Annotated in this window: 14 protein-coding genes, 1 tRNA gene and 2 pseudogenes; 11 read left to right on the forward strand and 6 right to left on the reverse strand. The window is 69.9% G+C overall.

Translation table 11 applies throughout. The features are described from left to right. The first annotated feature begins 23 nt into the window (after window positions 1–23). Window positions 24–1,482, forward strand: a pseudogene (locus tag IPL61_19600) (leucyl aminopeptidase family protein). Window positions 1,483–1,673: 191 nt separating this feature from the next. After that, window positions 1,674–1,770 (forward strand) — tRNA-Sec (locus IPL61_19605). On the opposite strand, the gene IPL61_19610 is transcribed toward IPL61_19605, so the two are convergent. The 3 genes from IPL61_19610 to IPL61_19620 form a co-directional block, all read right to left on the reverse strand. After that, window positions 1,771–1,998, reverse strand: a complete 228-nt coding sequence (locus IPL61_19610) for a tyrosine-type recombinase/integrase (GenBank protein ID MBK9033441.1) — start codon at window positions 1,996–1,998, stop codon at window positions 1,771–1,773. It abuts the tRNA gene before it with no gap. A gap of 212 nt (window positions 1,999–2,210) precedes the next feature. Beyond that, window positions 2,211–2,978 carry a hypothetical protein gene (locus IPL61_19615; GenBank protein ID MBK9033442.1) on the reverse strand — a complete coding sequence of 256 codons (768 nt, stop codon included), beginning with the start codon at window positions 2,976–2,978 and terminating at the stop codon, window positions 2,211–2,213. Further along, window positions 2,962–3,093 carry a helix-turn-helix domain-containing protein gene (locus IPL61_19620; protein ID MBK9033443.1) on the reverse strand — a complete coding sequence of 44 codons (132 nt, stop codon included), beginning with the start codon at window positions 3,091–3,093 and terminating at the stop codon, window positions 2,962–2,964. Before IPL61_19620 ends, IPL61_19615 begins: the two co-directional genes overlap by 17 nt. A gap of 225 nt (window positions 3,094–3,318) precedes the next feature. Between IPL61_19620 and IPL61_19625 the strand changes: the two genes are divergently transcribed. From IPL61_19625 to IPL61_19635, 3 genes are all read left to right on the forward strand, one after another. Next, window positions 3,319–3,684 carry a hypothetical protein gene (locus tag IPL61_19625; protein ID MBK9033444.1) on the forward strand — a complete coding sequence of 122 codons (366 nt, stop codon included), beginning with the start codon at window positions 3,319–3,321 and terminating at the stop codon, window positions 3,682–3,684. A 364-nt stretch (window positions 3,685–4,048) separates the two neighbouring features. Continuing rightward, the gene (locus IPL61_19630; protein MBK9033445.1) at window positions 4,049–4,237 is read left to right on the forward strand and encodes a helix-turn-helix domain-containing protein; all 189 of its coding nucleotides are present in this window, start codon (window positions 4,049–4,051) and stop codon (window positions 4,235–4,237) included. 207 nt (window positions 4,238–4,444) lie between these two features. After that, window positions 4,445–5,698: a protein rep gene (locus IPL61_19635; GenBank protein MBK9033446.1), complete on the forward strand. Its 1,254-nt coding sequence runs from the start codon at window positions 4,445–4,447 to the stop codon at window positions 5,696–5,698. A 44-nt stretch (window positions 5,699–5,742) separates the two neighbouring features. Here the strand turns inward: IPL61_19635 and IPL61_19640 are convergent, their stop codons facing one another. Next, window positions 5,743–6,267, reverse strand: coding sequence for a hypothetical protein (locus IPL61_19640; protein MBK9033447.1), 525 nt, complete (start codon window positions 6,265–6,267; stop codon window positions 5,743–5,745). An 82-nt stretch (window positions 6,268–6,349) separates the two neighbouring features. After that, window positions 6,350–6,499, reverse strand: coding sequence for a hypothetical protein (locus IPL61_19645; GenBank protein MBK9033448.1), 150 nt, complete (start codon window positions 6,497–6,499; stop codon window positions 6,350–6,352). A 213-nt stretch (window positions 6,500–6,712) separates the two neighbouring features. On the opposite strand from IPL61_19645, the gene IPL61_19650 reads away from it, so the two are divergent. The 5 genes and pseudogenes from IPL61_19650 to IPL61_19670 all read left to right on the forward strand — a co-directional run bounded on the left by IPL61_19650 (window position 6,713) and on the right by IPL61_19670 (window position 10,593). After that, window positions 6,713–6,991, forward strand: a complete 279-nt coding sequence (locus tag IPL61_19650) for a hypothetical protein (GenBank protein ID MBK9033449.1) — start codon at window positions 6,713–6,715, stop codon at window positions 6,989–6,991. Between the two features lie 23 nt (window positions 6,992–7,014). Beyond that, window positions 7,015–7,620 (forward strand): recombinase family protein, encoded by a 606-nt coding sequence (locus tag IPL61_19655; protein ID MBK9033450.1) that lies wholly within the window; start codon window positions 7,015–7,017, stop codon window positions 7,618–7,620. Beyond that, window positions 7,617–8,242, forward strand: a pseudogene (locus IPL61_19660) (recombinase family protein). The gene IPL61_19655 and the pseudogene IPL61_19660 overlap by 4 nt, the downstream one beginning before the upstream one ends. 12 nt (window positions 8,243–8,254) lie before the next feature. Further along, window positions 8,255–8,809 carry a hypothetical protein gene (locus IPL61_19665; protein ID MBK9033451.1) on the forward strand — a complete coding sequence of 185 codons (555 nt, stop codon included), beginning with the start codon at window positions 8,255–8,257 and terminating at the stop codon, window positions 8,807–8,809. A 389-nt stretch (window positions 8,810–9,198) separates the two neighbouring features. Next, window positions 9,199–10,593 carry a hypothetical protein gene (locus IPL61_19670; protein MBK9033452.1) on the forward strand — a complete coding sequence of 465 codons (1,395 nt, stop codon included), beginning with the start codon at window positions 9,199–9,201 and terminating at the stop codon, window positions 10,591–10,593. Here the strand turns inward: IPL61_19670 and IPL61_19675 are convergent. Continuing rightward, window positions 10,559–10,696 (reverse strand): hypothetical protein, encoded by a 138-nt coding sequence (locus IPL61_19675; protein ID MBK9033453.1) that lies wholly within the window; start codon window positions 10,694–10,696, stop codon window positions 10,559–10,561. The two genes, IPL61_19670 and IPL61_19675, sit on opposite strands and share 35 nt — an antisense overlap. A gap of 1,240 nt (window positions 10,697–11,936) precedes the next feature. Here IPL61_19675 and IPL61_19680 point away from each other — a divergent pair. Continuing rightward, window positions 11,937–12,284, forward strand: coding sequence for a helix-turn-helix transcriptional regulator (locus tag IPL61_19680; GenBank protein MBK9033454.1), 348 nt, complete (start codon window positions 11,937–11,939; stop codon window positions 12,282–12,284). Window positions 12,285–12,639 lie beyond the last annotated feature (355 nt).

Genomic DNA, 12,639 nt, shown 5'->3' on the forward strand with positions numbered 1-12,639 from the left:
CCGGATCGGCGTAGGCTGGCGCCGTGATCGATCTCAGCTTCGCGACGCCTGGACGCCTCACCACCACCGGCCTCACGCACCTGGTCCTCGTGGCCCCGGCCGCGCGCCTGGCCAAGCTGCCGCCCAAGCTGCTCGATCGCAAACGCACCGACCTGGTGCGCGCGCTGGCCGCCCAGACCCGGCCCGGCGCCCGCGGCGCGCACGGCGCGACCCTGGCCGACCAGCCGACCTGGCTCCACCTCGCGGTGCTGCCCGACAAGGTGTCGCGCTACAACGCGCCGTCCCGCGCCGACAGCATCCGCTTCGTGCTCGAGCAGATCAGCTGGGGCGCCAAGGGCAAGGCGCTGGTGGTGCTGCTCCTCGACGACGCCGCCCACCTCCTGCCCGCGGCCAACGCGGTCGCGCGCGCCGTGCCCGGCTACTCGGCCCGCGGCGACGCGTCGCGGGTGAAGATCCAGATCGCCGCGTTCGGGCCCGACGGCGCGGCGCTGACCGCCGACCCGCGCACGCGCGCCACCGTGCGCTGCGCCCGCGACGCCGCGGTGCTGGTCGACACGCCGCCGTCGGAGCTCCACCCGACCGCGCTGGCCGCGCGCGCCCGCGCCGACCTCGGCGACGCGATCACCGTCGAGGAGATCATCGGCGACGCGCTCGCGGTCCGCGGCCTCGGCGGCATCTACGGCGTCGGCAAGGCCGCGGTCGAGCCGCCGCGCCTGCTGGTCGCGACCTGCGGCCCCGCCGACGCCACCCGCCACGTCGCGCTGGTCGGCAAGGGCATCACCTTCGACACCGGCGGCCTGCACCTCAAGGCCCGCGGCATGATGGAGACGATGAAGGCCGACATGGGCGGCGCCGCCGCGGTGCTCGGCGCGTTCCGCGTGCTGGCCGCCGAGCGGCCCAGCTACCGGCTGTCGCTGGTCCTGTGCATCGCCGAGAACGCGATCGACGCGCGCAGCTACAAGCCCGATGACATCCTGCGCATGCACTCGGGCAAGACCGTCGAGATCAACAACACCGACGCCGAGGGCCGCCTGCTGCTCGCCGACGGCGTCAGCTGGGCCGCGCGCGAGCTCCACGCCGACGTGATCATCGACGCCGCGACCCTGACCGGCGCGCAGCTCATCGCCACCGGCCTGGTCCACGCCGCGGTGGTCAGCGACGACGCCGCGCTCGAGGCCCTGGCGATCGAGGTCGGCCGCGCCTCGGGCGACCTGTGTCCACCCGCTGCCGTTCGCGCCCGAGCTGTACGCGCACGAGTTCCGGAGCCCGGTCGCCGATCTGCGCAACTCGGTCGCCGATCGCAACAACGCGCAGTCGAGCTGCGCCGCGCAGTTCGTCTACGAGCACCTCGCCGACGCACCCGGCGCGGCCGCCCGCCGCTGGTGCCACATCGACCTCGCCGGCCCCGCGTTCCCCAAGGATCGCGCCACCGGCTACGGCGTCGCGCTGATCGCCGAGCTGGTCCGCCGCGCCGCCGCGTAGCGCCACTCGGGTGCGCGAACCGCCGCGCCGCCCCGGCGCGTAGCCGCTCGGTTGCGCGCGCCGCCGCTTGGCGTCGCGGGCCGCCGCGGGACCTCCGTGCAAAGCCAGGCCCCCGGCGGCGGCCGTCGATTCCCGGCGCTTGCGCGCGCCGTCGCTTGGCACCGTCGCGGGCCCATGCCAGGCTGCGCGGCGGAAGCGCTTCTGCGACTGGTGTGCGGCTCGGCCTTCAAAGCCGATGGTGCTCCGCGCGAGCGGCGGCACGGCGGGTTCGATTCCCGTGCGCTTCCGTTAGTTCTTCACGACTTGCAGCCGCTTCTCCGGTCCCGCGGACACGTCGCGGACACTCCAGGCCGGCGCTGGCTCATCAAGTGACGCCACAGCCGCCCGAGTCATCCCTGGGGCCAGGTGCGCGTACCGCAGCGTCATCGCGATCGTGCCGTGGCCCATCAGCTCCTTGATCACGGTGACGGGCTGGCCGTGCATCGCGAGGTGGCTCGCGTACGTGTGACGAAGCACATGCCAGCCAACGACCGCAGGCCGCCCGCAGGCCACGCGCGCTTGAGCCCGTACCGCCAGGCCCCGATGGTGAAGTCGCCGCCGTCGAGGTCAACGAACACGCGTTCGCCCCGCAGGTGCCGATGCCCATGGAGGGCGGCCACGCGCGCTCGCCGGCAGGTCGATGCAGCGCGGCCGGCCGTTCTTCGGCGTGCCCTCCTGGTTCGCCAGGTTCACACGGACGTGGATCTTGCCGGCGACAAGATCGACGTCCTCCCCACCTCAGTGCCCGCAGCTCGCCAAGCCGGAGGCCGGTCTTCACCGCGACGAGCACGGCGATCGACCAGCCTTCCACCTTCGCTGCACCCGCGACCAGGCGCTCGCATTCCTCGAAGGCGAAGAAGTCGAACTTCGGCGTCGAGGTCTGCAACCACTCGATCTCGGGCACCGCTGCGATGTGCTTTCCGTTTGCGGGCGTTGACCAGGATGTTGCGCAACGTCGTGAGCACGTTGTTGATGGTTTTGGCGGACCGCCCGGCCTTCGCCAGGCCGAGCTTCAGGTCCTCGACGCCGACCTCATCGATCTCGTCGAGGCGCTTGCCGCCGAACCTCGGCAGCAGGTGATGCCGCAGGTGAGACTCCTTCGCGTTGATCGTGGCCGGCTTGTTGACGCGCTTGTTGCCGATCGCTCGCATCTTCGGCAGGTAGTGCCCCTCGGCGAACTCGCTAAACATCGGGCATGGCGGCTCCTCCTCGCGCTCGACCGGCTGACCGGGCCACGAGCCGCCGAGCGCCGCCGTGATGGCCCTGCGCTCAGCTTCGGTGGCCCCGATCTTCGTTGGCGACAGATCCTGGAACGGCCCGGTCACCCCGGGCCTCCCTGAGATCCGCCGCCTCGTGCCGTCGGGCAGCCTGACGGTGGTTTTGAAGAACCAGCGGCCGGTTCTCGTGTCGCGATCGGCAGGCATGGACACTCCAGCCGCGCTACCTGCGATGACCATCCACCAACCATCGCATGAGGCTCCGACGGCTGATGCGAATGAGCTTCCCGATCCGCTGGTGCGGAACCTCGCCGCGAGCCACGACCGCGTACATCGCGTTGCGGCCGATCCGCATCAGCCCGGCCGCCTCCTCGACAGTCAGGACGTCGTCTTCGTCCGGCGACTCGACCGCGGACCCGACCTCGGCGGTGTCGTTGGTGCTGGTCTGCGCAGCGCTGGCTTTCTTCACCAAAGCGACCCTGCGCCCGCGCCGCGTGAAGCGGAAGGTTACGGCGAGGTCGGACACGGTAACCACTTGTCACCGGGTTCGCAGCTTCCGATACTCGGTTCGCCAAGTCCCATGCGTAAGTCGACGTTCGAGGACGCCAGGGGTCGGCTGGAGAACGCCGGCATCTCCACCGACGTGTTCTACGCCGCCGTCGTGTACGCCGACGAGGCGGGTTCGACCGGATTGCTGAACGGCGCACATGACCGCAACGAACAGCGACTCACGGCAGCGGTCGGACTCCACGCGCTCATCGAGGGGCACGCATTCCTCTTTCTGGACGACGAGGTCGTTGCGAGCGACGGACAGATCGCCGCCCACTACGAGACGGCGCGCAGCGCCCTCAACGAGATCGTCGATCGCCTGCGGCTGAACAGCGCCGAGCGCACCGCCCGATCTGTCGAGAGGGCTCCCCTGCTCCTCTGCCGCAACCTCGCTTGAGTTGACTGCGCTCCTGAGCGAGAAGGGCGTCAGCTTCCGCGATCAGGCGCACCTGCTCTTGAACCCGCTGCCCGGCAAGAAGCACGCGCCCTCCGTGTGAAGAACAAGGGCGAGGACGATTCCGAAACCGAGGAGATGGCGCTGGAGCGCGCGTCACCGGAACCTCAAGGTCGCGGCGCATCGCCTGCGGAAGAAAGCAGGCACGACGGAAGAAGACGACGAGGCGCTCGTCGCCAAAGTCTTCCCGCCCGCCGACGAGTAGCGCGGAGCCGGTTACAAACAACACCCGGGGAGGGCGTCCCCGGTAACCTGTTCGGCTTCGTCGAAATGCGCCAAGAGTGGTGGCCACTTCACCGAGGCCCCCATGGAACGACTCCTGACTCGCCAAGAAGCCGCCGCCCTCCTGCGAAAGCCGGAGAGCTGGCTCAAGTACGCCGAGCGTCACGGCCGGATCCCGTTCGTGCGCGTCGGCCAGCAGATCCGCTACCGCGCCGCCGACCTGACGGCGTGGCTGGATGGGAGCCGGTCTGCGGCCGAAGGGCGAAACACGTGAGCACCTCACAGAGCTTCGGGCAGTTCGCCGGCTGGGATGCTGTTCCCGCGAACCCGACCCCACCCATCTCTTCTCCGCCAATTGTAGAAACTACGCTGCCTCAAGACGTAGTCCTCACCTGGGCTGACCTCGCGCAGGAGCCCCAGGAACTACGAGCACGCGAGCTGGATCTGTTGGGCTATGCCACCATGGCCGAGCGGGGTTCGGTTGTGCGGGTGGACCTCCGCCGGGTACTGGACCTGCAAACAACGCCTTTGCCCGCAGTGCAGCCAGCGCATCTCCCACAAGAACGCCGGCCAGGTCGTCGCCGCCGTCGCGGCCATGAAGCATCCCGTCTACACGCTGTTCACGTACCGCTCGAAGGGGCTGGGCGCGCCCACCTTGCGCACGGCGGTGACGTCGTTCCGCCACGGCCTCCGCCTCCTGCGGGAACGGCGCTTCTTCGCGTGCGTCCGCGCCGGTGTCGGCGCGATCGAGACCAGCCTCAGCAAGGACGGCACGGTCTGGCAAGTCCACTCGCACATGGCGTTGGACATCCACGGCGGCCTTGAGGAGGCTGTCCTCGCGGCGGCCTGGAAGAAGGTCACCGCCAACCGGGGCGAGGTTCAGCTTCACGACGCGATCTACAGTCCCTCGGGGTTCGCGACGTACACGACCAAGGCCGACACATGGTGCCCGCCCCCTGGGAAGACCAACCCGTTGCATCTCCTGGAGGTGGTGATGAGGGGTGTCCACGGCCGCCGGCTCCCAGATCGCCTGGCCACGGAAGAAGGGCGGACAGGCGCAATGACGGACGGAGAAGCGGACGCCTGGCGCGAGCAGGCACGCCGCCGAAGCGAACATGTGTTCGATGTTGCCGAGGCACTTCACGCCCTGCCGGGGGGAACCTGGGCACCTCCGTCGATGGGGTTCGCCACGTTCGGCGAGTGGTCCGAGACCGAGTTGGGCTTCGGGAAGCGCACGGCGGAACAGTACGTGGCGCTCTGGGCCTGGCTGAACCAGGCTCCTCCGGATAGGCGAGAGCGCCTTCGCTCGATCCCGTGGACGAAGCTGCGGCTCCTGATGCGCGCCGGCTACCGCGCCGACGAGGAGGTCCCGCGCGGCGTCGTCGAGGCCCCGCGCGCCATGCTGGAAGGAACCCAGCAGACGCGCGCGCGGCGATCTCAAGCACCACCGATTCGCGCTCGAAGCGGAGGAGACAGACCTCCTCGAACAAGCTCTCGTCCGAGCGGGCCAGCTGTCGGGCTCGACGTTCCGCAGCCACAACCTCACGGTGATCTGCCAGGACTTCCTGGCCACCAACTGCTTCGGGAAGCTCGACGATCCCGATACCCGGGCGCGCTACCTCGCGCGCTTGGAGGCCGCGTTGGGCCTGAGCATTGTCGCCTTCGATTCCGACGGAGATGTGGTGGCGGGCGCGCATCATTTCGGCGGGTCCTCGCAGACGTCCCGGCGCAGTGATGGCTAAGTAGGTCCACAGCCGGAGGCGGCTACCATCGATAGGCTCAGCGCGAATGCGTGCGGCGCGCGAGCACGCTCGCGCCGACGTCGGCCACCATGATCTGCCGCGCCTTGCGGATCTTCGCGATCCACGGCGAGCCCACGTTTCCCTGGATGTTCAACGGAGGGCCCCACCGACGAATGACCTCCGACTCGACCACCGAGAGCTTCGCGCAATCGGCGGGCTTCGCCCAGACGGCCAGCTCCAGCCGGTCGAGCATCCACGCCGTGAGCCTCGCGTCAGCGGCCCGGTCGAGGCCGAAGTGCGTGGGCTTGGCGTCAGGCCGGTTCGCGTTGCGGGGTACGGCTCGAAGCGGGAGTTCGTCTCGAAGCAGCGCGGCGAAGGACCGGCGCACCGTCGACTGGCCGGTGCTTCCGGTGCGGAAGTGCGTTTGGAGATCTCGGCTCGCCAGGCTCCGCTCGGCCTTCCCGACATAAAGGGGCCGCGCATCAGGGGCGGCCCCGAGCCCCAGCAGTTGCCAGGTCTCGATCGAGCCGTGCAGGGCGTAGAGCCCGGCGGCGTTCGGCACGTGGCCCTCAGCATCGACGAGCCGGTACCGCGGAGCGGCGAGGGCAACGAGGAGCCGTCAACGAGGTCGAGGTCCATCTGCGTCAAGCCTTGCGACCACGCGTTCGAGTCTGCCTTGGCGATGCGTGCGACGGCGTGTCGACCAGCTCGGCGAGCTGCGCGTAGCGCGCACGCGCCGGATCCGCGCGCCACGCACGGTCGACAAGCTCCAGGAGCAGGTCGTTGACGCTCATGCGGCGATCGAACGCAGCGTGCCTCAGCTCGACGTGGAGGCGGGGGTGGCATCCGGAACGTGAAGCTCTGGAACTCCTCACGCTTCTTCGGTCTGCCCATCCGCCTGGGTTCTGTCGTCGCCTTGGCCATGCGTACTCCCGCGCGCTTCATGTGTGATTCTGACATCTTGACATCATCTTGACGATGCCGACACTTATTGCTATCATAAAGTCATGAAGCAAGAAGGCATCGAAGCTGGCAATCGCTACACGCGGCAGGAACTCCAGGCGGAACTGGGCAAGGCGGTCGTGGCGACCCTCAGCGAACTGGGGATCAACGCGCCTACCCTCAGCGTCGAGCACGGTCGCCGAATCGTGCGCGCGTTGCTTCGGCTCGGTGCGCGGCTCGCGCGCACTCGCGCCTGGTCGCTGGAGCAGTTCGTCGCCGCGGCTGTCGAGGCGTACGTCGACGAGGCCCCTTCGGGGTGGATGCCACCCGTGGCTCAGGCGTGACGACAAGCCACGCGCCCCCACCGGTGCTCGTCTACGCGAGAAGCGCGCACCACCTGGGAGCTGCCGGCCAGCTTCGGGCGCTTCGACACGTCGCGGCTGCGCGTGGGTGGCTGATCGCTGCGGAGCATGTCGACTTCACGAGCCCGGGTGCGGGGCCGCGCCCGCAGTTCGAGCGCATGCTCAGCGAGGCCCGTCAGGGCGGTGGGGGCACGGTGGTTGCCACGTCGCTTGCCACGTTGTTCGTGAGCCAGCGCGAGGCCATCCTGGTCCTGCGCGACTTCGCGGTCCGGGGAATCGGCCTGGTTGCGCAGGCCGAGGGTATCGACTCCACGGTTCCTGGCGGCTGCGACCTCGGGCCGCTCATGGGCGGCCTTGTGACGCTGGATCGCGCGGCGCTCAGGGAGCGGATCGCCTTGGGGCTGGCCGAAGCGCGCCGCCAGGGAAAGCCGATCGGCCGCAAGCGAGTCGATGTTCCCGTCGTGCAGGCGCGAGAGCTGCTGAGCCAAGGGCACAGCCTTCGGGAAACGGGGCGGCGGCTTGGCATCGCCGTCGCCACGTTGCACCGGGCGCTTCAGGTTGGCGGGGGCGCGGGGCAGGCGCAGCCCACCGTGGCCCTGGAGGCCGCATGACTCCGAAGCGGGTCGGCCTCTACCACCGAGCGAGCACGGTCGATCAGACCCAGGCCTCGCGCGCAACGAGCTGCGCGCCGCCGCGGCCGCGCGGGGCCTGACCGTGGCGATGGAGATCGAGGAGCACGGCAGCGGCGCTCGGAACGACCGGCCTGGGCTGCAACGGCTGATGGACGCGGCGCGACGCGGCAAGCTCGACGCCGTCCTGGTCTGGAAGCTCGACCGCTTCGGTCGCAGCGCACTCGACCTGTTGGGGAACATCGAGGAGCTGGAGCGCTGCGGCGTGAGGTTCATCGCCGTGACGCAGGGCATCGACGTCCAACCGAATGGGGACCCGATGTCGCGACTGATCCTCACCGTGCTCGCCGGCGTCGCGCAGTTCGAGCGGTCGTTGATCGTCGAGCGCACGCGCCTCGGACTCGACAAGGCCCGGCGGAACGGCAGACGGCTAGGTCGCCCCCGCAAGGGGGCAGCCCCCGACCCCGCGACCGTCGCTGCGCTGCGTGCGTCGAAGGCATCCTGGGCGGTCATCGCGACCAAGCTCGGCTGTACCGCCACGGCAGCTCGTCGCGCCCTGCCAACCAGGGTGCCGCTTCGCCCCCGCAAGGTGTTGGTATCGTAGGGCGGCGGCGGCATGAGCGCCAAGTCGGTCCCTTTGGCAGACGCGACCCGGCCGCTGCGGATCGCGCGTGCGCTGATCGAGGTGCTTGCGCCACGGGCCTCCGTGAGCTGGTTCTCCTGGTGGAAGGAGCCAGGCAACAGGTACGTGACGCTCTTCCCAACCGAGCTGCTACCCGCCGCCGATGAGCCGGTCGGCCTCGGCGATGCGCAGATCGGCCAGCAGCTCTTCTCCGACGTCGTCTGCGGCGATCACGGGTCGGTCACGCTGGGGATGTACGGCGGCCCTGAGGTACACGTGCCCTGGTTGGCTCCGGGCGTCGAGAAGCGCGTGTGGCCGCCGCCCGCCGCCAGGGGCCTCCCGCCGCTCCCAGGAGGCCTCACGACGCCCCTGACCAAGCGCGAGGAGGTCGCCGTCCGCGCCGCCTTCGCCCGGATGGACACGGGCTGGCTGCAAGCACGCGGTCGCCCTGACCCCGTGGCGTCATCGGAGGTGCTGTCTCTGGACGAGCAACGTGATCGCGCTGCTGGCAAGCTACCCTCGGGCGCGCCTGGTCTCGTTGGTCGATGAGTTGGGTTCGCAACCGCGGAACTTCCTCGCGGTCGAGGTGCGCAACGACGACGGGGCAAGCCGTCGTGTGAGCTGGCCGGGCCGAGTTCGGGAAGTACCCTGAGTTCGGAAGGCGGCAGCGGCGGCCGCTCCGGGACGGGACAGCGGCGAGGACGTTCCTGGTCGACCTCCCCGCATCACACGTCGAGCCCGAGGCGTGGCAGCCAGCGACGCACACGTGTGCGTTGCGCTCCCCACTCCGCAGCCAGGGCGCAGCCCAGGATGGCGAACGATGTCGCGTTGGGACCGTGACCTCGCAGTTGGCGCGCTGCCCGTAGCCAAAGCCGCCGTGGTTTCCAGATCGCGTGCGAACACATGTTCGCAACCGGTCCCGGTACCATGGTCGGAAGATGCGGGGTGCCCTCATTCGGGTCGGCGTGGACCAGACCTTCGGCCACTGGAACGCGCCGGTCGACCCGGACACGAACGAGTTCATCTACGTGGCGATCCCCCCGACGACGTCCCCTTCCACCGGGGATGGAGACGCCCGCCGCCTGCTGAAAGCGCCGCTCGACGCGTTCCTCGGGTCCCGGGGGGGCATCCGCCCGGACACGGTCGGGCTGCCCGCTGCCCTGGCTGATCGGCAGATGCACCTCGACCCCGATTTCGATCGCCTGACCTACGGGGACAATGGCGAGCGGCGCGGCAAGCGGATCGCGGCGTTCTCCGCCGGCGACCTGCTGGTCTTCTTCGCCGGGCTTCGACCGTGCCGGCCGTGCCAGCACCGGCTGACCTACGCGATCATCGGCGTGTACCGTGTAGGCGAGGTGGTGCGGGTTGCGGACGTCGCGCGGGCGCGGTGGGCGGACAACGCTCACACGCGCCGGCTCAAGCAGCGTTCCACCGACGTGATCGTCCGTGCCCAGCCCGGGGTGAGCGGACGGCTGCGCGCGTGCATCCCGATCGGGGAGTGGCGGAGCCGAGCCTATCGGGTTCGAGGATCTCCTGGAGGCGTGGGGGGGCTGTCCTGTCGCGACGGCTTCATCCAGCGCAGCGGTCCCGCCGCACTGCTGGACCGGACCGGTTCGTCGCCTGGCGCGGCAGAAGCCGACGTACCTGGCGGCGAACAACCCGGAGGTCGCGCGATGAGCGCGCGCGTGATCATCGTGGTGCTCCGGCAGCCGAGGTCCGACGAGGATGCCCGCACCGACCCCTTCTTCGAGTTCGGCAGCTTCGGGCTGACGGGGTGCCACGCCGCCAACCTCCTGCACGACGAGGCTGCGGACGGGGCACGGCTCGCGTTCGCGCAGGGCGGGCCGCTCGGGTTTCGGTTGGTGACGCTGACGCCGCCGGTGGAGGTGCGTGGACTGGCCGAGACGCGAGGCGCGCTGGAAGCCAGGGGCGATGCCGTTGTCGGATGCGGCGAGTCCGCTGCTCATCGACAACGCAGGCGACAGCGACATCGCTGGCTTGCCCGACCTGCTCTCGCACGTGCAGCGCGAGTCGCCGGTCGCGCAGTTCGCGAGCGCGTTCCGCAGCCGGAAGCGTGCGCTCGACCCAGCGGTCGCCAGGCAGGTCCTCAGCGCGTGGAGCCGCGCCACGAGGCGGTCGCCAAGAGTCAAGGCGTACTGGGAGGCCTTGCCCTGCGCGCCGGCCGAACCCGATCGCCACCGTCGCGAGACCTACGACCGGCTCCGCCGGAAGGCGCTCGGGGACGTCGTGCCGCCTTCGCCCAGCAGGCGTCGCGCCTGCTGACACGGCGATCTGCGGCTAGCGCGTCTCGGCGATGCACTCGGTCAAGATGAACTCGACCTTCTGCTTGCCGAGTTGCTGCTGCAGTCCGTCGAGCTTGCCCTCGACGCGGATACCATCGCCCGCTCTCGACGCCGGCGAAGAGCGCTGGTGCATGCGCGGCATCAGTCCTTGCAGGAGAAGGCGGAGACCCGCCACCGCTCGCGACGAAGTTCACGATCACGCCCTTGCGCTCGTACGTGCCCCTTCCACTTCACGTACTTGCCCGGGTACTTGACCTTCCATGCCGAGGCCAAGTCGTCGGTATCCAGCATCTTGCGAGCGAGCGCTTCCGCCGTGACGTCGACAAATCGCCGGCTCTTGAGCCGCTGCTGCTCCGCTTGGCGGTCTTCCCGCCCCGGAGCTCGGGCCTGACTCGGAACTCCCGCGTCGGCCGGCGGCCTGGTCGTCGACCGGCATTGCGGCGTCGGGGCGGTGGAGGTGCGGTGGTCGGCGGAACGCCTTCGGGGCGCACGACGGGCTCGTCACCGCGCTGCGGCCCGCGCCCGCCGCGCGTGGCTGATCTCAGGCGTCGGCCTGCCGGCAGCGGCGGCAACCCTCGCTCGCTCCTTCGCACGCTTGTCCAACTGGCCGCCGACCATCGCGGTGACGAAGAACCCGGCGGACGCGATCGTCCCAGGATCCGCGTTCGCTGAGACCACAGCTTGTATGGCTTGCCCCAGACGAGCGCGATGCCGAGGGGCGCGAAGAGCACCAGGGCCGGATAAGCGACGACCATGCGCTTGTGCCAGGGCACCCCACCTTGTTGAGGCCGCAGCAGACGGCCAGCAGCGCCACACCGGCGCGGCAACCGCGGCAGCGACTGCTGCCCCCGTCGACGGCGCGGGCGCAGCCCGGGAAAGGTGCAGGTGGTGAAGCAGTCGCGGAGGCGGGCCCGTGTCTCAGGACCGTGTTCGCTCCACTCCGGGGCACTTGCGAGCCTAGAGAGACGACGCCCCGCAGTGCTCGCAGCGGCTTCGGGGCGGCGCTGGCGGGGCCTGCAGCACAAGCGGAGGCACGGCGACCGCGGCGGCCTGCGCCTGCGGTGCGACCAGGACGGCAATCTGGACACGAAGGCCTGGTGCTCGGCCATCGTGTGGAAGCACTTCGAGCACTGCTTCAAGAACGGCGCGGCCACGGCTGGCGGCAGCATCGACAGCGTCGAGGGGCCACCCGCCGTGGCCTTGTGGATCGCCCCGAGGAGCCCCTGCGTACAGAGTTCGCAGTCGTTGCACTTGGCCATGTCTTGCCCCTGCGTGATGCAGGCCGGCTTCGAACACGCCGGCCGTCCTGGCGCATTATGTACCAGCGATGACTTCGTGGTGGTAGCCGCGCCCGTGCCCGACGTTCGGCCGCCATGCGGTCACGTGCGATCGATCCGGATGAGGCGGTCCGCGCCTTCGGCCGGCGCGTCGCCGAGGTTCGCCACGATCGCGGCTGGACGCCGGAGCAGCTGGCGGAGCGCGCCGAGGTGAGCGTGCGCTACGTGCAGCACATCGAGCAGGGCACGCAGAACCTCAGCATCCGGTCGGCGGTGAAGCTCGCCGGCGTGCTCAGGTGCCGCTCGGGGTGCTCTTCGAAGCGCCCCGGCGGGCGAAAGCAACCTTCGAAGAGGGGGCGGCCGCGTGCGCAGCAGCTCCGTCGTCGGCTCAGGAGGCGGTTAGGCGCGGGCCCTCGATTGCCGCACCGAACGCGTGGCAAGTAAGCGGGTGCTGACCCAGGACAAACTCCAAGACGAAGTTGTCGCCGTGTTACAGGGCACCGTGCTCCATCAGCGCGCGCGCTGGGGCGTGCTACTCGGGCAGCAGCGGCAGTTCGAAGGGTGGTGGAAAGGCGGAGTTCGCCGCGGCCCTGGAGGCGTGGACGTGGAGCAGTCGTGTCCCTGACCCCGGCTTCAGTGTCCTGGTGGAGCCGAAACCGCGCGACTTCGGTGCGGTCGATGGCGATTGCCGCGAGGCTGCAGACCTTGCGATCGCACCGTGGGACGAGGACACGCAGGACGTCAGCTACGAACGAGGTCCAAGGCTCTGGATCGAGATCAAGACCCGAGCCACGTGGTG

The sequence above is a fragment of the Myxococcales bacterium genome (assembly GCA_016717005.1).
Lineage (GTDB): Bacteria > Myxococcota_A > Polyangia > Haliangiales > Haliangiaceae > UBA2376.